Origin of the sequence: Variovorax glacialis (genome assembly GCF_051216375.1) — a bacterium.
Lineage (GTDB): Bacteria > Pseudomonadota > Gammaproteobacteria > Burkholderiales > Burkholderiaceae_C > Variovorax.
The window spans coordinates 215,445-238,400 of sequence record NZ_JBPJZT010000008.1 but is presented as its reverse complement, the minus strand read 5'-3'; the positions used below and the strand labels follow the sequence as shown (position 1 = coordinate 238,400).

Below are 22,956 nucleotides of genomic sequence, written 5' to 3'. Positions count from 1 at the left end.
CATTCCGACAAATTCAGGTCGGATTGCGTGTGGGAAGACGCAATTCCCTGCGCTGCGGCGGGCGTCAAGCCATCGTTACAATCCGTCTTTTGGAGCTTCACCCATGCGCCTTCTCGGCAAAGCGCTCACCTTCGACGACGTGTTGCTGGTGCCAGCGTTCTCCCAGGTCCTGCCCAAGGACACCTCCCTCGCCACCCGGCTCTCCCGAAACATCACGCTGAACCTGCCGCTCGTCTCGGCGGCCATGGACACCGTGACCGAAGCGCGCCTTGCGATCGCCATCGCGCAGGAAGGCGGCATCGGCATCGTCCACAAGAACTTCACCGCGGCCGAACAGGCCGCCCAGGTGGCGAAGGTGAAGCGCTACGAGTCCGGCGTGCTCCGCGACCCGGTGGTCATCACGCCGACGCACACCGTGCGCGAAGTCATGGCGCTGTCGGACCAGCTCGGCATCTCCGGCTTCCCTGTGTGCGACGCGGGCAAGGTGGTCGGCATCGTCACCGGCCGCGACTTGCGCTTCGAAAGCCGCTACGACGTGCCCGTGAGCGAGATCATGACGCGGCGCGACAAGCTGATCACCGTGCCTGACGGCACCACGCTGGCGGACGCCAAGGCCCTCCTCAACAAGCACAAGCTCGAACGCCTCCTCGTGATCAACGAGGCCTGGGAGCTTAAGGGCCTGATCACCGTCAAGGACATCACCAAGCAGACCAGCTTCCCGAATGCCGCGCGCGACGGCAGCGGCCGCCTGCGTTGCGGTGCAGCGGTCGGCGTGGGCGAGGGCACCGAAGAACGCGTCGAGGCGCTCGTGAAGGCCGGCGTCGATGCGATCGTCGTCGACACCGCCCACGGCCACAGCGCCGGCGTGATCGAGCGCGTGCGCTGGGTCAAGAAAAACTACCCGCAGGTCGACGTGATTGGCGGCAACATCGCCACCGGCGATGCAGCGCGCGCCCTGGCGGATGCAGGCGCCGACGCCGTCAAGGTCGGCATCGGCCCGGGCTCCATCTGCACCACCCGCATCGTGGCCGGCGTGGGCGTTCCTCAGATCATGGCGGTCGACAACGTCGCGACGGCCCTGCAAGGCACGGGCATTCCGCTCATCGCCGATGGCGGCATCCGCTATTCGGGCGACATCGCCAAGGCCATCGCGGCCGGCGCAAGCACCGTGATGATGGGCGGCATGTTCGCCGGCACCGAAGAGGCGCCGGGCGAGATCGTGCTGTTCCAGGGCCGCAGCTACAAGAGCTACCGCGGCATGGGCTCCATCGGCGCCATGCAGCAGGGCAGCGCGGATCGCTACTTCCAGGAATCGACTACCGGCAACCCCAATGCCGACAAGCTCGTGCCCGAGGGCATCGAGGGCCGCGTGCCCTACAAGGGTTCGATGGTGTCGATCGTCTATCAGATGTCCGGCGGCCTGCGCGCCAGCATGGGCTACTGCGGCTGCGCGACGATCGAGGACATGAAGAACAAGGCGGAGTTCGTCGAGATCACCACGGCGGGCATCCGCGAGAGCCACGTGCACGACGTGCAGATCACGAAGGAAGCGCCCAACTACAGGGCGGAGTAGGCACACCCCCAGGCTGCGCGCACTTCGTGTCGCTTCGCCTACCCCCTTGCAGGGGGCAACACCTACGGGCCGGCGGAGCCGGTCCCGTGGTGTTTCCCGAAGGGGGCGCGGCACACATTGGCTTTTATATGCACCAAAAGATTCTGATTCTTGATTTCGGCTCGCAGGTCACTCAGTTGATCGCTCGTCGCGTGCGTGAAGCGCACGTGTTGAGCGAGGTTCATCCTTGTGACGTCACGGACGAATGGATTCGCGAGTACGCGAAGGATGGCAGCCTGAAGGGTGTCATCCTTTCGGGGAGCCATGCCAGTGTCTACGAGGACACCACGGACAAGGCGCCCCAGGCCGTGTTCGAGCTCGGTGTGCCGGTGCTGGGCATCTGCTACGGCATGCAGACCATGGCGCACCAGTTGGGCGGCAAGGTCGAGGGCGGGCACAAGCGCGAGTTCGGTTTCGCGGCGGTGCGAGCGCGCGGCCATACCGAGCTTCTGAAGGACATCGCCGATTTCACGACCGACGAAGGGCACGGGATGCTCAACGTCTGGATGAGCCACGGCGACAAGGTCACCGAGTTGCCGCCCGGCTTCAAGCTCATGGCGTCGACCGAGAGCTGCCCGATCGCCGGCATGGCGGACGAAGACCGACACTTCTACGCCGTGCAGTTCCACCCGGAGGTCACGCACACGCAGCAGGGCAAGGCGATCCTCGATCGCTTCGTCCTGGGCATCTGCGGCGCGCGGCCCGACTGGGTGATGCGCGACCACATCGCCGAGGCCGTGGAGGCGATTCGCAAGCAGGTGGGCGACGAGGAAGTGATCCTCGGGCTCTCCGGCGGCGTTGATTCGTCCGTGGCCGCGGCGCTGATCCATCGCGCCATCGGCGACCAGCTCACCTGTGTCTTCGTCGATCACGGGCTGCTGCGCCTGGACGAGGGCGACATGGTCATGGGCATGTTCGTCGGCAAGCTGCACGCCAAGGTGATCCGCGTCGATGCGAGCGAGCTCTTCCTCGGCAAGCTGGCCGGCGTGAGCGACCCCGAGGCCAAGCGCAAGATCATCGGCGGCGAGTTCGTCACCGTCTTTAAGCAGGAGGCTGCCAAGCTCACCAGCGCCGGCGCCAAGGGCGCGAAGTGGCTGGCGCAGGGCACGATCTATCCGGACGTGATCGAGTCCGGTGGTGCGAAGAGCAAGAAGGCCGTCACGATCAAGAGCCACCACAACGTCGGCGGCCTGCCCGAGCAGCTGGGCCTGAAGCTGCTGGAGCCGCTGCGCGACCTGTTCAAGGACGAAGTCCGCGAACTCGGCGTCGCGCTCGGCCTGCCGCCCGAGATGGTGTATCGCCATCCCTTCCCCGGCCCCGGGCTGGGCGTGCGGATCCTTGGCGAGGTGAAGATGGAATACGCCGACCTGCTACGCCGCGCCGATGCCATCTTCATCGAGGAACTGCGCAACTTCGTCGATCCCGCGACCGGCAAGAGCTGGTACGACCTGACCAGCCAGGCCTTCACGGTGTTCCTGCCGGTCAAGAGCGTCGGCGTGATGGGCGACGGCCGCACCTACGACTATGTCGTGGCCCTGCGTGCTGTGCAGACCAGCGATTTCATGACGGCGGACTGGGCCGAACTGCCCTATGCGCTGCTCAAGAAGGTGTCGGGACGCATCATCAACGAGGTCCGGGGCATCAACCGTGTTACCTACGACGTGAGCAGCAAGCCGCCTGCGACGATCGAGTGGGAGTGAGCGCCTAGGGCCTCAGTGCCCTAGCCGTCGCAATTCTTCCGCCAGCGCCAGCGCCGTCAGCGGCGCCGAACCCTCCGCCTCGTTGCTGATCGTGACGTATGCGTTCTGTCCGGCGCTCGTGGTCCCGGCAATGACGCGCGCCAGCGCAACGCGCGTATCGAGGTCTGGGTCGACCAGCTTGTCAAAAGGCTCGTACAAGGTCTTCGCTTCTTCGTACCCGTACGCACCGTGCATCCGATGCAGGTTCCACCGGCAAACCAGCGGCCCAGGCCAGAGCGCACGCAACAGCGGCAGTTGATCGGCGATCGGCGGCATCTTCGAATGCAGGCCGAGGCAATAGGTCGCGCCGGCATCGCGCAGGACATCGACGAATTGCGGCGTGAGGAACTCGGGATTGCGCACTTCGACCGCGATCACGGCATCCGGAGCCGCCGGCCGCAGCGCGGGCAAGGCGCGCAGCATCGCGCCGAGTCGCTCCAGGACCTCGGGCATGCGCGCGAGGAGGGCGCCGGGCAGCGGGCTCATCTGGAACACCAGCACGCCGAGCTTGGGGCCGAGCCCGTCGAGCGCCGGCTGCACGAACTCGCCCGCGGCGAGTCCCGCATCCAGGAAGGCGGGGTTGGGTTCCATGCCGCGCCCGTCCTCGCCGCGCACCATGGCGTCTGCGACGAGGCTCGGCGCCTTCACGACAAAGCGAAAGTCTTCCGGCACCTGCGACGCATAGGCCGCGAACTGGCTGGCCGACAGCGGCTTGTAGAAGCTGCGGTCGATGCTCACGGTTCGAAACAGAGGATGGCGGGCATACGCAGCCAGCCCGTGCTTCGAAAGCACCGAGGGTTCGTACGCGCCTTCCCACACCATGCCGGCCCAACCGGGGAAGGACCACGAGGATGTTCCCATCCTCAACGTCGAAGGGAGCCTTGCGGCCAATGCCAGGTGCGATGCATCGGGTGGCGCGGGCTGCACCTTCGCGCGGGATTCGGTTGTGCGTTTCTTCGGCTTCTGCGATGCGGCCGAAGGCGCGGCCACAGGGGCCGGCGCAGGTTGGTCGAGGTCGTCGAAAAGCGAATCTTGCATCGTTCGGCAGGGGGTGAGGACGCACATTGTCCCGCACGCCACTCCGACCCCGGCGCGCCCTCAGGGCTGACGAACCTTGACGATGGTCAGCGCCACCGTTTCCACCTGGAATCCCCAGCGGGTGGTGTAGGCGCTCCGCTCCTGCGCGGCGACCTTCCAACCGCCGGCCTCGAGTTCCGCGAGCGAGGTCGGGCCGAAGTTGAAATGGCAGGTCACCTTCCCTTCGCCATCTTTCTGCACCGGGTCGCTGCTCGAACGCGTGATCGAGCAGAAGTCACGCGTACCGATGGCCGACGAGCGCAATCGGGCGACGCGCTCCGATTCCCGGGCGGCAACGTAGCGCGTCTCGTGCTCGGAGAGACCATCGTCGGCAAGAGCGATGTCCGAAAGGGACAGGATGGCCAGCAGGGCGGAAAGGGTTCGGGCGTAGAGGTTCATGCTGCCGGATATATCGGCAGCTTTTTTCCGAAGTTGAGCCCTGGAACGTCATTCAGGCGCAAGGACGAAGCTGCTCTTCAGGCCTTGCGTGGCCGACGGACCGACCCAGAGGTCGAACGGCCCGGATTCGACGGTCGGCTGCAGGTCCTGGCCGATGAACATCAGATCGGCGCGGGAGAGCGTGAACTCCACGTCCATCGACGCGCCCGGCTGGATGTGCACCTTGCGAAAGCCCTTGAGTTCGCGCACCGGCCGGGTCACGCTGGCCGAGCGCGCACCGATGTAGAGCTGCACCACTTCCTCCGCCTCGCGCCGGCCGGTGTTGGTGACGCGCGCGCGGATCGTGAGCGACCCGTCCCAGGCCATGCGTCCGGACTGGACTTCGAGCGCGTCGTAGCGCACCCGCGCATAGCCCAGGCCGTAGCCGAAGGGATAGAGCGCCTCGTTGGTCGCGTCGAGATAGCGGGCCTTGTACATCTGCGCCGGCGCATCCGCGAGCTGCGGCCTGCCGGTGCGTTTGTGGCTGTAGTAGTAGGGCACCTGGCCCGGCGTCTGCGGAAAGCTCACCGGCAAGCGCCCCGAGGGATTGACGTCGCCATAAAGGACGTCGGCGATCGCGGGGCCGGTCTGCGAGCCGAGGAACCAGGTGACGAGGATCGCGTTGGCCTGCCGCACGCCCCCCTTGAGCGCGAGGGCGCGACCGTTGCGCAGCAGGACGACGACCGGCTTGCCGGCCGCTAACACGGCGTCGGCCAGGTCCTGCTGGGACTTCGGAATCTCGATGTCCGATCTTGAACGTGCCTCGCCGGACATCTGCTCGTTCTCGCCGATTGACAGCACCACGATGTCGGCCTCGCGCGCAGCCGCCGCCGCCGCCGCGATGCCGCTCGCGATGGGGGCATCGACATCGGAGCCTCGCACCACGGTCAGCAGTTCGGGCGAAGCCAGCCCGCTCCGCATCGCCTCCTCGATGCCGACGGGCGGCGCCTGGTCCGGGAACAGGCGCCACGGGCCGAACAGGTCCGAGGTGCCCGCGAAAGGGCCGATCAGCGCGATCTTCTTGCCGGACCTGGGCAGCGGCAGCACATCGCCATCGTTCTTGAGCAGCACGATAGAGCGGCTCGCCGCTTCGCGCGCCAGCGCCTGATGCGCCGCCATGTCGAAGCGCGGGCCCTCCGGGTTGTCCAGGCCGCGGAAAGGCTGGTCGAACAGGCCCAGCTTGGCCTTGACCCGCAGCACGCGACGCACGGCATCGTCGAGCCGCGACCTCGGCACCTCGCCCGATTCGACCAACTCGGGCAGGTACTTCATGTAGAGGCCGCTCTGCATGCTGACGTCGGTGCCCGCCAAGAAGGCGCGCCGGGCCGCTTCGCGTCCGTCGGCGGCAAAGCCGTGCGCGATGAGTTCCTCGTCGGCGGTGTAGTCCGACACGACGAAGCCCTGGAAGCGCCATTCCTTGCGCAGTACGCCGGTCAGCAGCGCGGCATTGGCGTTCGACGGAATGCCGCCGATCTCGTTGAACGCGCTCATGATCGAAAGCGCGCCCGCGTCGATCGCGGAGCGGAAGGGCGGCAGGTAGACCTCGCGCAAGGTGCGCTCCGACAGGTCGACCGTGTTGTAGTCGAGCCCGCCCTCCGCAGCGCCGTAGCCGGCGAAGTGCTTCGGCGTCGCGAGCATGGCGTCGGCGCGCGAGAGGTCGTTGCCCTGGAACCCGCGCACGCGCATCGCGGCGAACTGGCGGCCGAGGTAGACGTCCTCGCCCGCGCCTTCCACACCGCGGCCCCATCGGGCGTCGCGGGCGATGTCGACCATCGGCGCGAAGGTCCATCGGAAGCCATCGGCGCTCGCTTCCTGCGCCGAGGCGCGCGCGGTGCGCTCGGCCAGCGCAGGCTCCCAACTGGCGGCCTCCGCCAGCGGCACCGGAAACACCGTGCGAAAGCCATGGATGATGTCCGCCCCGAAGATCAGCGGTATGCCGAGCCGCGATTCATTGACCGCGACCTGCTGCGCGCGGCGCTTGCCTTCCAGCCCCTCGTTGTTGAAAAGACCGGTGACGCGGCCGGCGCGGATGTCGGCCAGTTGCTGGTCGACGCTCTGCTGCGCAGCCTGCGGATTGGCGACGATGTCCACGCCGGCCGGGGCGTACAGGCTGAGTTGGCCGACCTTTTCTTCCACCGTCATCCGACCGATGAGCGACTCGATGCGCGCTTCGGCCATCGAGGTCCGGACGGCCGTGCTGCAGCCGGTGACGCAGGCAAGTAGGACGAGGAGCAGGGGGATGAGTGGGATTCGACGATCGCTCATGAGTGCAATTCTGGGGGAGGACGGCACAGGCACAATCCGCGCCATGAGGCAATGGTTGCGTACGCAAGGTGGCTGGTGGCTCGCATGGCTGCTGGTCACCGGCGCCGGCGCGGTCTGGATCGCGCGCGCCGAAATCCAGCAACTGCAGGAGGATTTCGAGGTCAACGGGCGCATCGCGCATCGCCTGATGAGCCAGCAGGTCGTGCAGTATGACGCGGTGCTGGCGACGCTGGCGCTGCTCGAGCCCATGCCGGGTGCCAACCAGCCCGAGCGGCGGCTGCCCTCGGTGTATCCCTCGATCCTGGACGTGCAGCGGCGCGAGGCCGGTGCAGCCTGGCCCGACCCGACGCTGGCGCAGGCCGAGTCCCGATCGCGCGATCTGCGACGCCCGGAACTCGCGACCGCCGATTTCGCGCGCGGTCGCTACCGGCTGGTGATCGGCGCGGTGCCGACGAGCTACGCGCTCGATATCGACCTCGCCACCGCGGTGCCCTGGCGTGACTGGCCGATGGACCCGAAGACCAGCCCGGTGCGCGTGACGCTCGAGCGGGCGGGGCAGTCGTTCGTGGTGCAGCCGGGCGATCCGGCGGCGACCCATGGCTGGCGCTTCGACTTCCGCAAGGCACTGGCCTCCGAGAGCCAGTCCTTCGATCTCGTGGCGGAACGTGTCGTGTCCTGGCGCGAACTGCCCTGGGGTCTGATGGCCGCATGGGCCGTGGCGGCCGGCGTCGTGCTCGGCGGCGCCTTCACGCTGCTGCGCCAGCGCACCGCCCGCCGACGAGCCGAAGAACTTTTGAGGCTCGGGCAGGTGGCGCGGCTCAATGCGCTGGGCGAACTCGCGGCCGGGATGGCGCACGAACTCAACCAGCCGCTGACGGCGGTGCTGGCCAACACGCAGGCGGCACAGCGTCTGCTGAATGACGATCCGCCCGAACTGGCGACCGCGCGCGGCGCCATGCAGCAGGCCGCGGAACAGGCGCGCCGCGCCGCGGACGTGATCGGCCGTCTCCGCCGCGTGATCGCCAGACCCGACCGCCACGCCGAGACGCGCCCCACGGTGCTACAGGACGCCCTGCGCGGCGCGTTGCATCTGCTCGCCCCCGAATTCGACAGGCGTGCCGTGGCGCCGACGGTCGACGATGCGGCCCACGGGCCGGTCGCGGTGCAGGCTGATCCGGTCGCGCTCGAACAGATCCTCCACAACCTGCTGATGAATGCCTTGCAGGCGCTGGAGGAGGTGCCTGCGGGCGAACGGGGCCTCCGGATTTCGGTCGGCCGCGAAGGCAAGGAAGGCGTGCTCACCGTGTCGGACAACGGACGCGGCATTTCCCCGGAAGCCATGCCGCGCCTCTTCGATCCCTTCTTCAGCACACGCGAGGGCGGCCTGGGGCTCGGCCTGAGCCTGTGCGAGACGCTGGCCGTCGGCATGGGCGGCTCGCTCGGCGCAGAGGCCGCATCGCCGCGTGGCGCGCGCTTCACGCTGCGGCTGCCGTTGGCGGCCCCGGCCGTTTCATCGACGGAGCGACACGCATGAACGAGCCACTGTCGCCCCTCATCCACCTGATCGATGACGACCTCGCCGTGCGCGAGAGTCTCGCGCTGCTGATCGGCACCGTGGGCCTGCGCACGCAGGCGTGGGCCGATTCGCAGGCTTTCATCGACGGCTTCGACCGCAGCAGCATTGGCGCGATCGTGCTCGACGTGCGCATGCCGGGCATCAGCGGGCTCACGGTGCTCGACACCCTCGTGGCGCAGGGCGTGGACCAGCCGGTGATCATGCTCACCGGCCACGGCACGGTGGAGATGTGCCGCCGCGCCTTCAAGGCCGGGGCGGCGGAGTTCCTCGAAAAGCCGGTGGACGACGAGCAACTGCTCGAAGCCTTGCAGCACGCGGTTCGGCAGCACGTGAACTCGCGCGAGCGCTCGCAGGCCGACCAGTCGGCGCGCGAACGCCACCAGCAGCTGTCCGATCGCGAGCGCGAAGTGCTGGGCTTCATCGTGGCGGGGCTGACCAACAAGGAGATCGCCCGTGCGCTGTCGCTGTCGCCGCGCACGGTCGAAACGCACCGCGCCAACCTGTTCGCCAAGCTCGAGTGCGATTCGCTCGCACAGCTGATCCGGCGCTACGCCGCGCTGGTCGACGCTCCGTAGTTCTACGGAGCGGCGGGCGTAGCCGTACGAATGGTCTCCAGGCCGCGCAATTTCTACAGTTGCCATGCGGTCGGCGAAATGCCGGCGCAAGCAACCCCTCATCACTGGAGATCTCCATGCATTCGACCCTTCGCCTCGGCGGCCTCGCCGTCCTGCTCGCCGCTTCCGCGATGACCGTGCAAGCGCAAGCCCAGGCCCCCAGCCCGGCGGTGCGCGCCGAAAAGAACATGTCGCTCGAACTCGCGAACCAGATCGCCGCCGCCAGCGTTGCCGCCTGCGCCGCCAACGGCTACGCCGTCGCCGCGACTGTGGTCGACCGCTCGGGCACCGTGCGTGCGGTGCAGCGCGCCGACAACGCCGGTGCACACACGGTGGCCGCCAGCGAGCGCAAGGCATGGACCTCGGCATCGGCCAAGACGCCGACCCTCGCCATGATGGAAAACGCGCAGAAGAACCCCGGCGCGGCGAACCTCGTGAACATCCCCGGCTTCCTGTTGCTCGGCGGCGGCGTGCCGGTGAAGGCCGGCAACGAAGTCATCGGCGCGGTCGGCGTGGGTGGTGCGCCGGGCGGTCACCTCGACGAGCAATGCGCGAACGCGGCGCTCGAAAAGGTCAAGGGCCAACTCGGCTGATCGTCATGAGAGCCGCGTCACGTCTGTCGTGCCTTGCCGCGGTTGCGGCGCTGCTGCTCGCGGCCGGCGACTTCTCGGCGGCGCAGGTGCCGCCTTCGGCTGCCGAGGTGCAGGCCTATCAGGGGCTGCACCAGGCGGCGTGGCGCGGTGACATGGTCAGGCTGAAGGCGCTCATCGCGGCCGGTGCGGACCTGAACGCGCGCGATGGGATGGGGCGCACGCCCCTGCACGTCGCGACCTATGCACGCCAGCGCGAGGCCGTCACTGCGCTGGCCAAGGCGGGGGCGAACCTCGATCGTCTGGAAGACGATCGCTACGACGCCGTCACCATCGCCGCGGTCGCGGACGACGTCCCGACGCTCGTGCTCCTGCTGTCACTCGGCGCGAATGCCGGGCAGACGACGAGCCGCTACGACGGCACCGCCCTCATCGCGGCGGCTCATCTCGGACACGACGAGGTCGTGCGCCGGCTCATCGCGGCCGGTGCGCCGCTCGACCACGTCAACAACCTGCACTGGACCGCGCTCATCGAGTCGATCGTGCTCGGCGATGGCGGACCCCGCCATCAGCGCACGCTGGTGGCGCTGGTCGATGCGGGGGCCAATCCGCAGCTCGCGGACCGGCAAGGCAATACGCCGCTGCAACTGGCCAAGGCGCGCGGCTACAACGCGATGGTCGAAAAGCTGAGGGCCGCGGGCGCAAAGTAGGGCGGCTCGGGGACAATCGGGCGATCCTTTTCGCAGGACCGCCCCATGTACATGCCACCCCAGTTCAACGCCACAGACCGCGCGATCGCCGCGGAGCTGATGCGCGCCCATCCCTTCGCGACGCTGATCTCGAACGACGACGACGGGCTGCCCTTCATCACCCACCTGCCGCTGGTGCTGGACGATCGCGGGGAAGGCGGCTTCGCGCTGCTGGGTCACTGCGCCAAGCCCAATCCCCATTGGCGCTACCTGCAGGCACGGCCGACGGCAGTCGTGAGTTTCCTGGGGCCGCATGCGTACCTGTCGCCGTCGGTCTACCCGGATCTCGCGCGCGTCCCGACATGGAACTACCTCGCGGTGAACTGCACGGTCGACGCCCGGCTGATCGAAACGCCCGTCGAGAAGGATGCGCTGCTCAAGCGCCTGATCGGTGAGCATGAACCGGCGTACGCGCAGCAGTGGCGCGACCTCGGAGAGGAGTTCCAGCTCAAGATGCTCAACGGCATCGTCGGCTTCGAGCTGCGCGTGACGGCGCTGCAATGCAAGCTCAAGCTCAACCAGCACCGCAAGGAATCGCACGCTGCGATGCATGCGCGCTATAGCGTGGGATCGTCCGACGAGCAGGCGCTGGCCGGCTGGATGAAGCGGCTGGGCATGATCGTCAGCGACACCGTGCCGACGGCGGAGATCTGAGATGCGTGTCTTCGGATTGATCGGTCTCGTCCTCGCGCTCGTCATTGTCGGATTGCTCGTCAAGAAGCAGATGAGCAGCATCGCGGCACCCGCCTTGTCGTCCGCCCCGGCTTCGGCCGGCGGCGCGCCGGTAGGCGACGCCCGTGCGCAAAGCCAGCAGATCCAGCAGCAGTTCAAGCAGTCGCTCGACGCCGCGATGCAGCAGCGTCCGCCCGTCAACGATGACAACTGACGCGCATTGGATGCGTGTCGCGCTGGCCGAGGCGCGGCAGGCCGCCGAGGCCGGCGAAGTGCCCGTCGGCGCCGTGGTGGTGAAGGATGGCGTGGTGATTGCGAGTGGCCGCAATGCGCCGGTCGCGCTGCACGATCCGAGTGCGCACGCTGAAATCAACGCGCTGCGGGCGGCAGGCGCCGCGCTGGGCAACTACCGCCTGGACGGCTGCGAACTCTTCGTGACGCTGGAGCCGTGCGCCATGTGCGCCGGTGCCATGCTGCACGCACGGCTCGCCCGCGTGGTGTTCGGCGCTGGCGATCCGAAGACCGGCGCGGCGGGCTCGGTGGTCGACCTGTTCGGGCAGATGCAGCTCAACCATCACACGAAGGTGCAGGGCGGTGTCATGGCGGAGGAATGCCAGGCGCTTCTGCAGACCTTCTTCCGCGGCCGTCGAAGCGCGGCACGCGAGGCGGCCGAACCGCTGCGCGACGACGCACTTCGCACGCCGATCGACCGCTTCAGCGCGCTGGCGGACTACGCCTTTGAGCCGCATTACGTGAGCGACCTTCCGGGCCTGAAGGGTTGGCGCATGCACTACCTGGACGAGGGGCCGCGCGATGCGGGCCACGCGTGCCTCTGCCTCCACGGTCCGGGGGAGTGGAGCTACCTGTTCAGGCATCTTGCGGGCGTGGAGGGGTTGCGCGTCCTCGCGCCCGACCTTATCGGCTTCGGGCTGAGCGACAAGCCCAAGCGCGAGGCCGTGCATCGGCTCGCGTGGCATCGCGACGTTCTGCTCGAATGGCTCGACGATCTGCAGCCGGGGCTGCTGGCGCTGGTGCACAGCGAAAGCGCCTCGCCGCTGGCGTCGCTGCTCGTCGAAGCTGCGCCCGGCAGATTCCCCTGGGTCATGGCCGCGCCCGATGGCGGGGAATCCGCCGCTGATGCGTGGCGCGCACCCTTTCCCGATCGCGGCTACGAGGCCGCATTGCGTGCGCTGGGGCCCGTTCCGAAGCGCCTCTCCGGCCCCACGGCCGTACAGGCCGCGCAGTTGGCCCGGGACGCAATGGGATACTTCGCCCCGTGAAAAAGCACATCTACATTTATTCGCCCTCCAGCGCAGTGCGCGACAAGGCAGCATTCAAGCGTGGCATCAAGCGGCTCAAGGCACTTGGGCACGAAGTCGAGATCGACGAAGCGGCGCTCGCGACGTACCAGCGTTTCGCGGGTGACGACGCCACGCGGCTCGCCGCCATCTCGCGCGCGGCGGCCAGCGGGGCCGACATCGCGCTCATTTCTCGCGGCGGCTACGGGCTCACGCGCATCCTTGATGCGATCCCCTACAAGGCCGTGGCCAAGGCCATCCATCACGGCACGGAGTTCGTCGGCGTCAGCGACTTCACGGCCTTCCAGAGTGCGCTGCTGACCAAGACCGGCGCCGTCACCTGGGCCGGCCCCGCGGTCGGTGAGGACTTCGGCGCCGAGGCCGGCGCGGACGACATCATGGAAGCCTGCTTCGACGATCTGTTGAGCGGGCAGGGCGAGGGCACCGGCTGGCGCATGCCGGCGCGTGACAGCGCCGACCTGCCGAAGCTCCGCAGCATTCACGACGCCATGCTGTGGGGCGGCAACCTCTGCGTGCTGACCAGCCTGCTTGGCACGCCTTACTTTCCCGCGATCGACAAGGGCATCCTCTTCCTCGAGGACGTCAACGAGCATCCGTACCGGGTCGAGCGCATGCTCGACCAGTTGCGCCACGCCGGCGTGCTCGGACGCCAGAAGGCCGTGATCCTGGGTTCGTTCACCGGCACGAGAAAGGTGCCGCACGATCGCGGCTTCGGCATGCAGACCGTCATTGCACGACTGCGCGAGCTGATCAAGCCGCCTGTCCTGACAGGGCTGCCTTTCGGACATGTGCCGACCAAGGTGCTGCTGCCGGTGGGCGCCAAGGTGGAACTGGCGGCCGACGGGCGCGATGTCTTCATGGTGTGGGGGCATCGACACGCCCATTCGCACTGAGCATGCCGGAAGGCGCGTGGGCCGCGAGTGCGGCGCGCCGGGGGATCAGGCGGAGCCGGTGATCCGGTTGTGGGCCCTCGGGCCCATCGTGCCCGGGAGGCCGCCCTTGAACAGGCGATTGATCTGCCGCATCTGGCGGCGGGCAGCGACTTCGCCGTCGACGGCGCTGAGGGCGGTCAGAACATCCTGCCGGAGATACCAGAGCGCTTCGAGATCACCGGCAAAGCGAACGCGTTGCGCGACGCGCTGGATGGAATGGCCGCCATGAACCTGAAGCAGCGACAACATGGCGGTGCGGATCTGGCCCATCTGACGATCCGCGGAACGGCGAAAGCCGAACCCGGGAAGGGACAGAAAGCGGAAGAACCTGGTGAGGGCCATGGAGAATGAAGGCGAGTTGCCGTAAGCCTTGATGGCCGCTACGTTAAGGCTGGGTTCCCTGCCGCACAAGCGTGGAAACAATTATTCATGTTTAAAAACAACATACTTCACGAAACTGTTGGAGTGTTGGTCGAACAATGGATACCTAAGTGTTACTTTTGAAAATGAAACGTTGCGTATCCACTGTCACTAAATGAAAAAGCAACAGGTTTGCGGACATCCGACACGATTTCAGCCGACGAGACAGTGTTTGCGCGCTGCTTTGCCATAATCGAATAGCGAGAGCTACCAAAAACTGCACAAAACATGGGCGCGAATTCCACTGTCGTATTTGCCGACTTGACGGGGAGCACCAGGGTCTTCGAGGCCATGGGGAATGCCCGTGCGACCGAGACGGTGACGCGCCTGACCCAGTGGATCGGCGGCGTCTGCGAATCCCACGGCGGTCGCGTCGTGAAATCGCTGGGTGACGGCGTGTTCGCCATCTTCTCCAACGGCGTGACGGCGACTCGTGCCGTGCTGGAGATGCAGCGCAACCACCAGAAGCGCCTGCAGACCTGGCCGGCCCCCTTGCGCATGGAGCTCCAGATCGGAGTCGCCAGCGGCGAGGTGGTCGAAGTCGATGGCGACTGCTACGGCGACGCGGTCAACCTGGCCTCCCGTCTCAGCGACCTGGCCGGCCCTGGCCAGATCTGGGCGACCGAATCGGTCATCGAGCAGTTGCACGAGGGCGAAGTGCGCCACCGCAACCTCGGCCCGATCAACATTCGCGGCAAGAACGAAATGCCCGTCGTCCACCGGGTCGATTGGCAGGACGAGGTTTCCGAATTCCTCACGATGCCCGCGGCGCTGATCCAGCCGGCTCGCGGCGCGGATTCTTCCTTCGGCCAGATCGAACTGGCATGGCTCGATGTGCGCTCGATGTTCCGCGCTGCCGAATTGCCCATCCACCTCGGCCGGGTCGACGAGGCCCAGTTCGTGGTCAACGATCCGCGCGTATCGCGCCTCCATGCGCGGATCGAAGCGCGCCAGGGCAGTTGCGTGCTCGTCGACGTCAGCACCTATGGCACCTGGGTCCGCTTCCACGGGACCGCAGGCGCCAGCGGCGAGATCGCGCTGAGGCGCGACGAATGCGTGCTTCACGGCAGCGGGGAAATCGGACTGGGTGCGCCCCTCAGCGATTTCAGCGCGCCGACCATCTCCTTCAACACGACGGGCGGCAACGTGCTGCTCGCGCGTCGCGACGTCCGCTGAGCGGGCGCCTCTCCAATAGCGCGCCAACCGCTGCGTAGCGGCGCGCGCCCTCAGGTCGGGTCGAGCAGTCGCAGCACGCGGCCGTCCCCGATGAACGATTCGCCCACCAGCATCCGGAACGCGGTGTCCGGCCCGAACCGGGGACGCGCCAACGTCGGCGCCAGGAACTCGACTTCGAGCGTCTGCGCCGTGCCGCGCCGAAAGCTCTCGCCGGGCGCCACCCACCAGCGAGCGGAAAAGGCCTCGTTGTCGACCACGAGCGCGCAGCGATGTTCGCCTTCGGCCACCGGTGTGTCGTGCGAGGGCAATTTCGGCGGTCGCAACGTCAATTCGACGAGCGCATGTGCTTCGAAGGACAGCCGCTGATCGAAGGGCGAGGTCACCGGGACCGACCGACGCCGCACTCGCGCGACAAGCCACGCCACCACGTTGCCGATGATCGGCACCCACAACAGCATCAGCAGCGTGCCGACGTCCCGCAAGGTCGATCCGGGCGCCGCGAAGTGCCGCACGATGCCCCCGCCGACGGCGACGCACAGCAGGATGATCACGATGAGCCGGCGTCTGAACTGGATGGTCGTCATGGATGGTTATTCAAGTGCTCATTCCGGAGGCAATGCGGTGGAAAGCCGCGCCAGATCTGGCGTCGTGCCAGGGTCTCCCGCTGCTACACACAGCGTTATCCACAGAATGGCGGCACAACTCAGGCGTGGAGTTTCGACGATAGGCCCGCCAGGCGCTGAAGATCTTCCAGCAGGAGATGAAGCGGCGCCGCGAGCAGTGCTTCAGAGTGGTGCGACGCCGACGCCGACGCCGGTTCCCCCGCTTCGCGAAGCGATCGAAGATCCGGTTGGCCGAGGCCTGCCAGAGCATCGGCGACGCTCGAAAGTGCCAGGCTCGCGGCGGTGGCCGCATCCTGCGCCGGCTGGACACGCAACACCCGATTCAGCACCGAGGTGTCCTGCACGATGCGGCGAACGAGTGCCGCCGTGCGTTGATGAAGCCGTTCGTCGATCGACGCGCCCTTGCGCCGGAAAAGCCGCGATTCCCGATCCGCGCTCCCCGCGAGCACCGAGAGCCGATCGAGCGCGCCGCGCAGGGCCGCGGCGGCCTTCTCCGCATCCGCGTCGCCGGTTTTCCCGTGGGCCCCGGACAACTGCACCTGCCGGGCCATGCGATGCAGCAGTGCCGCGCATCCCTTGTTGAATCGGGCTGGCGCGCGATACCGCGACGAAACGAGCGCCACGGCCATCGCGACTCCGATGCCGATGGCAATCTGGATCACGCGCAACTCCGCTGCCTGCATCGCCGAATGGCCCGCGAGGTGGCCGGCGCCGAGGACGATCAAGGCCGCGATCGGCGCGCTGCGCAGCGCCGGACTGGCCGCACTCGCAAATGACAGCATCGCCACGATGGCCAGCGTGCTGGCGATGACGTCGACACCCGCATGCTGCAGCCAGGCGCCGAGCAATCCGCTGAGCACGCCGATCATCGTCCCGCGCGCCCGATCCCAGCCCGCATCGAGCGTGCCACCGCTGCTCGGCCGCATCACGATCAAGGTGCTCATCACCGCCCAGAACTGTTCCGGCAGGCCGATCAGCCTCGAAGCCGCATAGGCGAGCACGACGGCGGCCATGAGTTGCAGCCCATGGTGGCGCTTTTCCGCGTCCATGAAGAACTGGCGCATCACGCCGTGTGCGGATGGCGCGAGCTTCATGGCGTGGATCCGCTCTCGCCGGCGGCATCCAGTGTGATGACGAGGCCTTCGAGAATCCCGCAGGCACGTAGCAGCAGGGCGCGCTCAGCCTCGGTGAGCGTGGTCTCGATGATCCTGGCGAGCGAGACATCGCCAGCGTGCACCGTCGACGTCAGGCGCTTGACGCCGGTGCGGGTCAGGCTCAGCAGCGATTGGCGGCCGTCGGATGCATGCGCCTTCCGGGCAAGCCATCCGTCAGCTTCGAGTTCTGCAAGAAGACGCGTCAGCGACTGCAGCTTGACGCCTTCTCGTGCCGCCAGCTCGGTGGGCGTCATCGCGCCGCCCCGGTAAAGCTGCCCGACGACGCTCAACTTGGCGACGCTGAGGCCGCCCTGCTGCGACGTGGGTCGCAAGCGGCGGGAGAGGGTGGTGACGGCGCTGCGAAGGCGCGCGGCGCACTGTGCGGAGTCTGTGTTGGCTTGGGTCACGCGAATTGCTAAGACATGTCGTAGTACCAGATGCTAAGACATGTCTTGGTAAATCGCAAGGCCGGCGCGCTTCCAGCGACGCCCGGTAGCGCCACGTGATACTGACCATCTCCGATGCCTAAAAGCGGCAGCGCAATGCCTACATTCCGCTGCATGAACTTGTTTGCCTCCATCCCTTTCGGCTCCCAGGCTTTCAACGTCGTCGACGAACTGGACGAGGAGGACTGGCAGGAAACGACGCCCATGCCTGACAGGCCCGACACGGCCAGCGCAAGCCCTGCAGGCCGGGACTGGCTTTTCTGGAGCTTCTTCATGTGCATGGCGGTCGCGGCGCTTCCGCTCGTCGGCATCCGATGGACCGCCGCGGACGCCGCCTCCATGGAATGCGCCTTCGAGGACGCCGTGCTGCTGGCGTTGCCCGTGGTCATCCCGCTGCCGTTTCTGTTCGTGGGCTGCCTGGGCAGCCTGGTCTTCCATCGGCCTTCGCGCACGCCGGCCGCCTTCGGCATCTTCGGCATGGCGATGGCGATCGCCCTCGCAGCGGCGCATGCGCTGCTGGGCTGACCCCCGCTAGTGGCCGACCATCTCGCGCACCTTGTTGGCCAGCGCGGCGATCTCGAAGGGCTTGGTCATGACGGCCATCCCTCGCTCGAGATGGCCATTGCCCACGGCTGCGTTCTCCGCGTAGCCGGTGATGAAGAGCACCCGCAGGTCCGGCCGCGTGACCCGCGCCGCGTCGGCCACCTGCCGGCCATTCATTCCGCCCGGCAGGCCGACGTCGGTGATCAGGAGGTCGATCCGGGACTGTGACTGCAGGAGGCGCAATGCCCGCGCGCCTTCTTCCGCCTGGATGACGCGGTAGCCCGCCTGTTCCAGCACTTCGGCGATCAGGAGCCGTATGTTCGTCTCGTCCTCGATCACCAGCACCGTTTCGCCGTCGCCGCGCTCGAAGGTCTCCTGCGCGTAGCGCGGCTCGTCCTCATCGGGCGCACCGAGGTGGCGGGGCAGGTACAGGCACATCGTGGTGCCCGTGCCCAGTTCGGAGTAGATGCGCACCTGCCCACCGGATTGCCGCACGAAGCCGTAGACCATCGACAGGCCGAGGCCAGTCCCCTGGCCGATGGGCTTGGTGGTGAAGAAGGGGTCGAAGCAGCGCGCCTTGACTTCGGCCGACATGCCCGCGCCCGTGTCGGTGACGCACAGCGAGACGTATTGGCCCGGCGGCAGCTCGCGATCGGCCGCGGCCCGTTCGTCGAGCCACTTGTTGGCGGTCTCGATGGTGAGGCGGCCACCGTCGGGCATCGCATCGCGCGCGTTGATGCAGAGGTTCAGCAGGGAGTTCTCGAGCTGCGACGAATCGATGCGCGTGGACCACAGCCCACCGGCGCCGATCACCTCGACCTCCACCGCGGGCCCCACGCTGCGGCGGATCATCTCCTCCATGCTGCCGACCAGGCGGTTCACGTCCGTCGGCTTCGGGTCGAGCGTCTGCCGGCGCGAGAAGGCCAGCAGGCGCTGGGTAAGGGCCGCCGCGCGGCGCACCGATTCCTGGGCCATGGCGATGTAGCGCTCGGCGTTTTCCTGCTTGCCCTTGGCAAGCCGGGTTTCCAGCACCTGCAGGCTGGCGCTGATGCCGCCGAGCAGGTTGTTGAAGTCGTGCGCGATGCCGCCGGTGAGCTGGCCGACGGCCTCCATCTTCTGGGACTGGCGTAGCGCTTCCTGGGCGACGGTGAGTTCGATCTGCGCTTCCTTCTCGGCGCTGATGTCCCGCCCGCTGCAGTAGTACTTGCCGTCCTCGGGTACGCCGGTCCACGACAGCCATCGGTAAGTGCCGTCCTTGCAGCGGTAGCGGTTGACGAAGTTGACCGCCGGGATGCCTTCGGTGAGCTGGTTGAAGCCCTCGCGCGTCTTGTCGAGGTCGGCGGGGTGGAGCAGGTCGAAGATGGGGATGGTGCGGATTTCCTCTTCGGACCAGCCGAGCACCGCCTGCCAGGCGGGATTGGTCCGCTCGAACAGGCCGTCGCCGTTCAGCACGCCGAGCAGGTCCGATGTGAGTTGCCAGAAAAGGCTGCGTTCATGCGACCGCTCGACCACCTGGCGCTCCAGGTCCGCATTCAGGGCCCGCAGCCGGGCTTCGGCGAGGACCTTGGCGGTGGTTTCGACGACCACCGCCATCACGCCGGTGGGCACCCCCTGGTCGTCCAGCAGCGGGGAATAGTCGAGGTTCATCCACGCGGGTTCGGGGCGACCGCTTCGGTTGAGGGTGAGTTCCTGGTCCTGGTAGCTCAGCGTGCCGCCCGCCAGTCCGACCTTCATGACGTTGTCGTTGAAGTCGGCCACCTCTTCCCATCCCTCGCGGACATTGGATCCGAGCAGCCGGGGATGTCGCTCCCCGGCGAAGATCGCGTAGGCGTCGTTGTAGATCATCACGCCCGCTTCGCCCCAGAGCATGACGATCGGCACCACGGACCGCAGCATCAGCGCTGTCGCCGCCTTCATGTACGGCGGCCAGTCCTCGATCGGACCGAGGCTGGTCGTGCGCCAGTCCTGCCGGGCGATCAATTCGCCAAGTTCGCCGCCGCCCGCAAGGAACGGCAGGGAGGGTGCCTGGGCCTCACTTCGCATCTGCTTTGCCACCATCAACCTTTCATCGGATGCCTTCGCGCTGCGCGACCGATCGGCCATCGCCCGACCACACCTGGAGGATGAAATCCTCCTCCTCGTGGTGGACGATGCGCGGCAGGCCGATCGCCGACAGCAGTGATTGCACTGCATCGGTGGCCAGCACGCGCTCCTTGAAATCCGGTCGCCAGTCGCAGGCCACGAGTGTGCCTTGGGGCGCGAGTGAATGTCGACAGCATCCCGCGAGATGGCGCATGGCGGAAGCGTCGAGAAAGTAGCCGAGCTCGCTCAGCACGATCAGGTCGAAGGGGCCGGCGTCGTGCGGCCAGTCGTCCGGCAGGGTGTGCTGCTCGATGCGTACATTGCGCAGTCCGCGGGTGCGCGCGCTGGCGATCTCCACCGCCCGCTCCGAGAAATCGGCGGAAAGGACCTCGTCGCAGCGCTTGGACAGCGCCACGGTGAGCTCGCCGATGCCGCATCCGGGCTCGTAGGCATGCAGGTAGTGCCGCTGCGGAAGGGCTGCGAGCAGGAGCGTCCGCTTGCGCTCCTCGTACCAGCGCGAGCGCAACTGGTAAGGATCGTCGCTGGCACCGTAAAGATCGGCGAAGTAGGCGTCTTGCATCTCGCAGCTCCGGTGGCTCAGGTGAACATCACTTCGAAGGGCCGTGCCGCCCGTTCCACGGTGGTGGCCCGGAGAATCGGCTCGGCCCCCGTGGACGCGTCGGGTTCCAACTGGCTCGTGAAGCATTGCACCGCCTGGCGCTTGCGCCTCGCGGCGTCGGCGTCGAGTGCCAGGCGCGCTGCCCGATGCCAGGGGAGACGCTCGTCGCCCGGTGCGGCCCAGTGCCATGCCCACACCGGCACTTCCACCAGCCGCGCTCCGACGCGCGCCGCTGCAAACGCGCATGCGTGGCCGGTGGCCTCGTGGTCGGGGTGGCCGTCCTGCCGCCAGGTGGTGAAGATCACGTCGGAGCGGTCCAGCAGCGGCAGCATCCGGTCCGCCAGCAGTCCGCGCAATTCGTGCAGGCCGCCGTCGGGCATGCCCAGGCGAATCGGCTCGATGTCGACGCCCAGGCGATGCAGTGCGTCACGGCTCTCCCGGGGACGCTCCCGTGTCAGGCGGTCGGTCGGCCATTCGGTGGACCCGCGATGGCTGGCCGTGCCGTCCGTCACGGCGATCACGCAGATCGGTACACCGCTGCGCGCAAGCTGCGCCAGCAGGCCGCCCACGGCGAGCACTTCGTCGTCCGGATGCGGTGCCACCACCACCGCGCGGGCGCCCTCGGGAACGAGTTGGGCGGCCGTTGCCGGCCGAATCAGCCGCAGGCCCGGCCAATCGTTCCAGTCGAGCTCGGACGTTCCTTGCCCGCGGATCGGGCGATCGGTCACAACTTCCATGGCGGGGCGCCTCCATCCACGACTTGTTGACCCAGTGCCGCGAGGTCGCGCTCGGCGTGGCTCTGGCGCAGGAAGACCGGCAGGTCGGCCACGGCGCGCGCGAATCGCGGGTTGCGGCACAACGGGCCGGCGCCGACCGCGCGCCCGGCGTGGTGCATGACCTCATTGGCCGCGTGCTCGACGATCAGCCGCGCGCGCAGGGCGGCACATCGGGCGTCATCCTTCGGGTGTGCGTCGATCCATGCAGCTGTCTCGCGCAGCGCCGCGGCCGCTGCGATCAGCGCTACGTCGATGGCGCCCAAGTGGGCGAGCCGATGCGCATCGGGCGTCTTGCCGCTGGCCTGTCGCGCCGTGCGCGCGATGCCGAGCGCTCCACCGAACCAGCAGGCCGCGATGCCGGCGCCGCCTTGCCAGAAGCCGGGGCGGTTGACGTAGTCGCCGGGCCGCCCGACCTGCGAGGCGTCGGCATGCTCGAAACGCACATCCACGCTGGCGCTCGCCGCCATGCCCACCGCATGCCAGCCGTCGCCCGTCACGGTGACGCCCGGAGGCGCGATGGCCACCGCCGCCAGACAGGGCTCGCCATCGGCATTCCAGCAACTCACGACCGCGTGCGTCACCGTCGCGGCGCCGGAGCACCATGCCTTGGTGCCATTCAGGCGGACACGGGATGTGGGGGCGTCGTCGTCCAGGGCGTGCATCGCCAGCCGCGCATCCGGCGGCTCGGCGCACCACGTGCCCCAGCGCGTACCCGGAAGCGCAGCCGGCGCGCCAAGCTCCTGGAGGATCGCGAGTGCGTCAGTGTGGCCTTCGAATAACTTGACCAGCGAAAGGTCGAGCGCCGCCACTTCGGCCAGTGTTCGCCATCGCTCCAACGTTCGCCCGGATCCCGGCAAGGGGAGGCGGTCGATGCCGGCTTCGATCAGGTGCGCAAGCGCGAGACCCGTTCCGTGCTGCTGGTCGAGTCGGGCCAGGACATCGTCGGTGACGGAATCGAGCATGCGGACAGGTGGAGTGGTCGAAGGGGCGGGGTCGAGAAGCCCCCGGACCATAGGCGAATCCGTCACGTCGCCTCGTCAGCGCAAGGCGCCCACCCATGTAGGAAGGGCAGGGCTCAAGGCTCGACGAGGAAGCGGGCCAGCATCGGGGCCGCACCCTTCAGCAACTCGAATTCCTCATCAGGCAACGGCACGGGCCCGGTGTCGAAATGGCTGAGCGTGCCCCAGATCGCGCCCGCGCCATCGAGGATCGGGACGCTGTGATAGGACAGCGCGATGCTCGGATACGAATAGCCCTGCAGCCGCGTATCGGCCGCAGAGTTGTCCGTCCGGAACTGGCCATCGCGGACCACGAACTGGCAGTAGCTGCTGTCGAAGGGAATCGCCGCCAGGTACTCCGGCCGCAGCCGGCCGGTCTTGTCGTGCAGGAGCACGTTCTTCAGCGTGAGACCCGCGAGCCGGTAGACGGCGCTGTAGCGGTGGGCCACCCCTTCATTGAGGAAGGCAAGGCCTTTGGACGGACCTTCGGTCTCCAGGATGGATAAAAGCGTGTCCAGTGTGCGAACCAATCCCAT

At 67.6% G+C, this 22,956-nt stretch carries 24 protein-coding genes; 12 read left to right on the top strand and 12 right to left on the bottom strand.

Going from position 1 to position 22,956, the window contains the following annotated elements; all coding sequences use genetic code 11:
- Window positions 1-103 precede the first annotated feature (103 nt).
- A complete protein-coding gene (guaB, locus tag ACSFBL_RS22140; RefSeq protein WP_435517975.1) occupies window positions 104-1,573 on the top strand; it encodes an IMP dehydrogenase in 1,470 nt (489 codons plus the stop codon).
- A gap of 128 nt (window positions 1,574-1,701) precedes the next feature.
- A complete protein-coding gene (gene guaA, locus ACSFBL_RS22135) occupies window positions 1,702-3,312 on the top strand; it encodes a glutamine-hydrolyzing GMP synthase (RefSeq protein ID WP_435517974.1) in 1,611 nt (536 codons plus the stop codon).
- Window positions 3,313-3,324: 12 nt separating this feature from the next.
- Here the strand turns inward: guaA and ACSFBL_RS22130 are convergent, their stop codons facing one another.
- From ACSFBL_RS22130 to ACSFBL_RS22120, 3 genes are read right to left on the bottom strand one after another with little or no spacing between them, the layout of a single operon-like run.
- The gene (locus ACSFBL_RS22130; protein ID WP_435517973.1) at window positions 3,325-4,389 is read right to left on the bottom strand and encodes a DUF72 domain-containing protein; all 1,065 of its coding nucleotides are present in this window, start codon (window positions 4,387-4,389) and stop codon (window positions 3,325-3,327) included.
- 60 nt (window positions 4,390-4,449) lie between these two features.
- Window positions 4,450-4,827: a hypothetical protein gene (locus tag ACSFBL_RS22125; RefSeq protein WP_435517972.1), complete on the bottom strand. Its 378-nt coding sequence runs from the start codon at window positions 4,825-4,827 to the stop codon at window positions 4,450-4,452.
- Between the two features lie 48 nt (window positions 4,828-4,875).
- Window positions 4,876-7,131 carry a glycoside hydrolase family 3 N-terminal domain-containing protein gene (locus ACSFBL_RS22120; RefSeq protein ID WP_435517971.1) on the bottom strand — a complete coding sequence of 752 codons (2,256 nt, stop codon included), beginning with the start codon at window positions 7,129-7,131 and terminating at the stop codon, window positions 4,876-4,878.
- 43 nt (window positions 7,132-7,174) lie between these two features.
- On the opposite strand from ACSFBL_RS22120, the gene ACSFBL_RS22115 reads away from it, so the two are divergent.
- The 8 genes from ACSFBL_RS22115 to ACSFBL_RS22080 all read left to right on the top strand — a co-directional run bounded on the left by ACSFBL_RS22115 (window position 7,175) and on the right by ACSFBL_RS22080 (window position 13,544).
- Window positions 7,175-8,665: a sensor histidine kinase gene (locus tag ACSFBL_RS22115; protein ID WP_435518123.1), complete on the top strand. Its 1,491-nt coding sequence runs from the start codon at window positions 7,175-7,177 to the stop codon at window positions 8,663-8,665.
- A complete protein-coding gene (locus tag ACSFBL_RS22110) occupies window positions 8,662-9,282 on the top strand; it encodes a response regulator transcription factor (RefSeq protein WP_435517970.1) in 621 nt (206 codons plus the stop codon). The genes ACSFBL_RS22115 and ACSFBL_RS22110 overlap by 4 nt, the downstream gene beginning before the upstream one ends.
- A 116-nt stretch (window positions 9,283-9,398) precedes the next feature.
- Window positions 9,399-9,914, top strand: coding sequence for a GlcG/HbpS family heme-binding protein (locus tag ACSFBL_RS22105; RefSeq protein ID WP_435517969.1), 516 nt, complete (start codon window positions 9,399-9,401; stop codon window positions 9,912-9,914).
- A 5-nt stretch (window positions 9,915-9,919) separates the two neighbouring features.
- Entirely contained in the window at window positions 9,920-10,621 is a 702-nt protein-coding gene (locus ACSFBL_RS22100; protein ID WP_435517968.1) for an ankyrin repeat domain-containing protein, read from the top strand.
- 45 nt (window positions 10,622-10,666) lie between these two features.
- Window positions 10,667-11,314, top strand: a complete 648-nt coding sequence (locus ACSFBL_RS22095; protein WP_435517967.1) for an FMN-binding negative transcriptional regulator — start codon at window positions 10,667-10,669, stop codon at window positions 11,312-11,314.
- A gap of 1 nt (window position 11,315) precedes the next feature.
- Window positions 11,316-11,546: a hypothetical protein gene (locus ACSFBL_RS22090; RefSeq protein ID WP_435517966.1), complete on the top strand. Its 231-nt coding sequence runs from the start codon at window positions 11,316-11,318 to the stop codon at window positions 11,544-11,546.
- Window positions 11,536-12,612 (top strand): tRNA adenosine(34) deaminase TadA, encoded by a 1,077-nt coding sequence (tadA, locus tag ACSFBL_RS22085; protein ID WP_435517965.1) that lies wholly within the window; start codon window positions 11,536-11,538, stop codon window positions 12,610-12,612. The genes ACSFBL_RS22090 and tadA overlap by 11 nt, the downstream gene beginning before the upstream one ends.
- The gene (locus ACSFBL_RS22080) at window positions 12,609-13,544 is read left to right on the top strand and encodes an LD-carboxypeptidase (RefSeq protein WP_435517964.1); all 936 of its coding nucleotides are present in this window, start codon (window positions 12,609-12,611) and stop codon (window positions 13,542-13,544) included. Before tadA ends, ACSFBL_RS22080 begins: the two co-directional genes overlap by 4 nt.
- Before the next feature lie 45 nt (window positions 13,545-13,589).
- Here ACSFBL_RS22080 and ACSFBL_RS22075 read toward each other — a convergent pair whose 3' ends face one another.
- Complete coding sequence (locus ACSFBL_RS22075) at window positions 13,590-13,853, bottom strand: hypothetical protein (RefSeq protein WP_435517963.1); 264 nt, start codon at window positions 13,851-13,853, stop codon at window positions 13,590-13,592.
- Window positions 13,854-14,231: 378 nt separating this feature from the next.
- Here ACSFBL_RS22075 and ACSFBL_RS22070 point away from each other — a divergent pair, with 378 nt between their 5' ends.
- A complete protein-coding gene (locus ACSFBL_RS22070; protein WP_435517962.1) occupies window positions 14,232-15,179 on the top strand; it encodes an adenylate/guanylate cyclase domain-containing protein in 948 nt (315 codons plus the stop codon).
- 50 nt (window positions 15,180-15,229) lie between these two features.
- On the opposite strand, the gene ACSFBL_RS22065 is transcribed toward ACSFBL_RS22070, so the two are convergent.
- The 3 genes from ACSFBL_RS22065 to ACSFBL_RS22055 all read right to left on the bottom strand — a co-directional run bounded on the left by ACSFBL_RS22065 (window position 15,230) and on the right by ACSFBL_RS22055 (window position 17,363).
- Window positions 15,230-15,763 carry a hypothetical protein gene (locus ACSFBL_RS22065; RefSeq protein WP_435517961.1) on the bottom strand — a complete coding sequence of 178 codons (534 nt, stop codon included), beginning with the start codon at window positions 15,761-15,763 and terminating at the stop codon, window positions 15,230-15,232.
- A gap of 119 nt (window positions 15,764-15,882) precedes the next feature.
- Window positions 15,883-16,896 carry an FUSC family protein gene (locus ACSFBL_RS22060; protein WP_435517960.1) on the bottom strand — a complete coding sequence of 338 codons (1,014 nt, stop codon included), beginning with the start codon at window positions 16,894-16,896 and terminating at the stop codon, window positions 15,883-15,885.
- Window positions 16,893-17,363, bottom strand: a complete 471-nt coding sequence (locus tag ACSFBL_RS22055; protein ID WP_435517959.1) for a MarR family winged helix-turn-helix transcriptional regulator — start codon at window positions 17,361-17,363, stop codon at window positions 16,893-16,895. Before ACSFBL_RS22055 ends, ACSFBL_RS22060 begins: the two co-directional genes overlap by 4 nt.
- A 153-nt stretch (window positions 17,364-17,516) precedes the next feature.
- Between ACSFBL_RS22055 and ACSFBL_RS22050 the strand changes: the two genes are divergently transcribed.
- Complete coding sequence (locus tag ACSFBL_RS22050; RefSeq protein ID WP_435517958.1) at window positions 17,517-17,927, top strand: hypothetical protein; 411 nt, start codon at window positions 17,517-17,519, stop codon at window positions 17,925-17,927.
- Window positions 17,928-17,933: 6 nt separating this feature from the next.
- On the opposite strand, the gene ACSFBL_RS22045 is transcribed toward ACSFBL_RS22050, so the two are convergent.
- From ACSFBL_RS22045 to ACSFBL_RS22025, 5 genes are all read right to left on the bottom strand, one after another.
- Window positions 17,934-19,988: a hybrid sensor histidine kinase/response regulator gene (locus tag ACSFBL_RS22045; protein ID WP_435517957.1), complete on the bottom strand. Its 2,055-nt coding sequence runs from the start codon at window positions 19,986-19,988 to the stop codon at window positions 17,934-17,936.
- A gap of 22 nt (window positions 19,989-20,010) precedes the next feature.
- Window positions 20,011-20,607 (bottom strand): class I SAM-dependent methyltransferase, encoded by a 597-nt coding sequence (locus tag ACSFBL_RS22040; protein WP_435517956.1) that lies wholly within the window; start codon window positions 20,605-20,607, stop codon window positions 20,011-20,013.
- A 17-nt stretch (window positions 20,608-20,624) separates the two neighbouring features.
- Window positions 20,625-21,383: a PIG-L deacetylase family protein gene (locus tag ACSFBL_RS22035; RefSeq protein WP_435517955.1), complete on the bottom strand. Its 759-nt coding sequence runs from the start codon at window positions 21,381-21,383 to the stop codon at window positions 20,625-20,627.
- Complete coding sequence (locus ACSFBL_RS22030) at window positions 21,371-22,384, bottom strand: acyl-CoA dehydrogenase family protein (RefSeq protein ID WP_435517954.1); 1,014 nt, start codon at window positions 22,382-22,384, stop codon at window positions 21,371-21,373. The genes ACSFBL_RS22035 and ACSFBL_RS22030 overlap by 13 nt, the downstream gene beginning before the upstream one ends.
- A gap of 113 nt (window positions 22,385-22,497) precedes the next feature.
- Window positions 22,498-22,956 carry a guanylate cyclase gene (locus ACSFBL_RS22025; RefSeq protein WP_435517953.1) on the bottom strand — a complete coding sequence of 153 codons (459 nt, stop codon included), beginning with the start codon at window positions 22,954-22,956 and terminating at the stop codon, window positions 22,498-22,500.

Bases quoted from the DNA above. Each gene is read 5' to 3' on its own strand.
- ACSFBL_RS22115 (WP_435518123.1), top strand. From the start codon at position 7,175: ATGAGGCAATGGTTGCGTACGCAAGGTGGCTGGTGGCTCGCATGGCTG.
- ACSFBL_RS22030 (WP_435517954.1), bottom strand. From the start codon at position 22,384: ATGCTCGATTCCGTCACCGACGATGTCCTGGCCCGACTCGACCAGCAG.
- ACSFBL_RS22075 (WP_435517963.1), bottom strand. From the start codon at position 13,853: ATGGGCCAGATCCGCACCGCCATGTTGTCGCTGCTTCAGGTTCATGGC.
- ACSFBL_RS22040 (WP_435517956.1), bottom strand. From the start codon at position 20,607: ATGCAAGACGCCTACTTCGCCGATCTTTACGGTGCCAGCGACGATCCT.
- ACSFBL_RS22100 (WP_435517968.1), top strand. From the start codon at position 9,920: ATGAGAGCCGCGTCACGTCTGTCGTGCCTTGCCGCGGTTGCGGCGCTG.
- ACSFBL_RS22110 (WP_435517970.1), top strand. From the start codon at position 8,662: ATGAACGAGCCACTGTCGCCCCTCATCCACCTGATCGATGACGACCTC.
- ACSFBL_RS22125 (WP_435517972.1), bottom strand. From the start codon at position 4,827: ATGAACCTCTACGCCCGAACCCTTTCCGCCCTGCTGGCCATCCTGTCC.
- ACSFBL_RS22045 (WP_435517957.1), bottom strand. From the start codon at position 19,988: ATGCGAAGTGAGGCCCAGGCACCCTCCCTGCCGTTCCTTGCGGGCGGC.
- tadA (WP_435517965.1), top strand. From the start codon at position 11,536: ATGACAACTGACGCGCATTGGATGCGTGTCGCGCTGGCCGAGGCGCGG.
- ACSFBL_RS22025 (WP_435517953.1), bottom strand. From the start codon at position 22,956: ATGGGATTGGTTCGCACACTGGACACGCTTTTATCCATCCTGGAGACC.
- ACSFBL_RS22130 (WP_435517973.1), bottom strand. From the start codon at position 4,389: ATGCAAGATTCGCTTTTCGACGACCTCGACCAACCTGCGCCGGCCCCT.
- ACSFBL_RS22060 (WP_435517960.1), bottom strand. From the start codon at position 16,896: ATGAAGCTCGCGCCATCCGCACACGGCGTGATGCGCCAGTTCTTCATG.
- ACSFBL_RS22070 (WP_435517962.1), top strand. From the start codon at position 14,232: ATGGGCGCGAATTCCACTGTCGTATTTGCCGACTTGACGGGGAGCACC.
- ACSFBL_RS22105 (WP_435517969.1), top strand. From the start codon at position 9,399: ATGCATTCGACCCTTCGCCTCGGCGGCCTCGCCGTCCTGCTCGCCGCT.
- guaA (WP_435517974.1), top strand. From the start codon at position 1,702: ATGCACCAAAAGATTCTGATTCTTGATTTCGGCTCGCAGGTCACTCAG.
- ACSFBL_RS22120 (WP_435517971.1), bottom strand. From the start codon at position 7,131: ATGAGCGATCGTCGAATCCCACTCATCCCCCTGCTCCTCGTCCTACTT.
- ACSFBL_RS22090 (WP_435517966.1), top strand. From the start codon at position 11,316: ATGCGTGTCTTCGGATTGATCGGTCTCGTCCTCGCGCTCGTCATTGTC.
- ACSFBL_RS22095 (WP_435517967.1), top strand. From the start codon at position 10,667: ATGTACATGCCACCCCAGTTCAACGCCACAGACCGCGCGATCGCCGCG.
- guaB (WP_435517975.1), top strand. From the start codon at position 104: ATGCGCCTTCTCGGCAAAGCGCTCACCTTCGACGACGTGTTGCTGGTG.
- ACSFBL_RS22035 (WP_435517955.1), bottom strand. From the start codon at position 21,383: ATGGAAGTTGTGACCGATCGCCCGATCCGCGGGCAAGGAACGTCCGAG.
- ACSFBL_RS22050 (WP_435517958.1), top strand. From the start codon at position 17,517: ATGAACTTGTTTGCCTCCATCCCTTTCGGCTCCCAGGCTTTCAACGTC.
- ACSFBL_RS22065 (WP_435517961.1), bottom strand. From the start codon at position 15,763: ATGACGACCATCCAGTTCAGACGCCGGCTCATCGTGATCATCCTGCTG.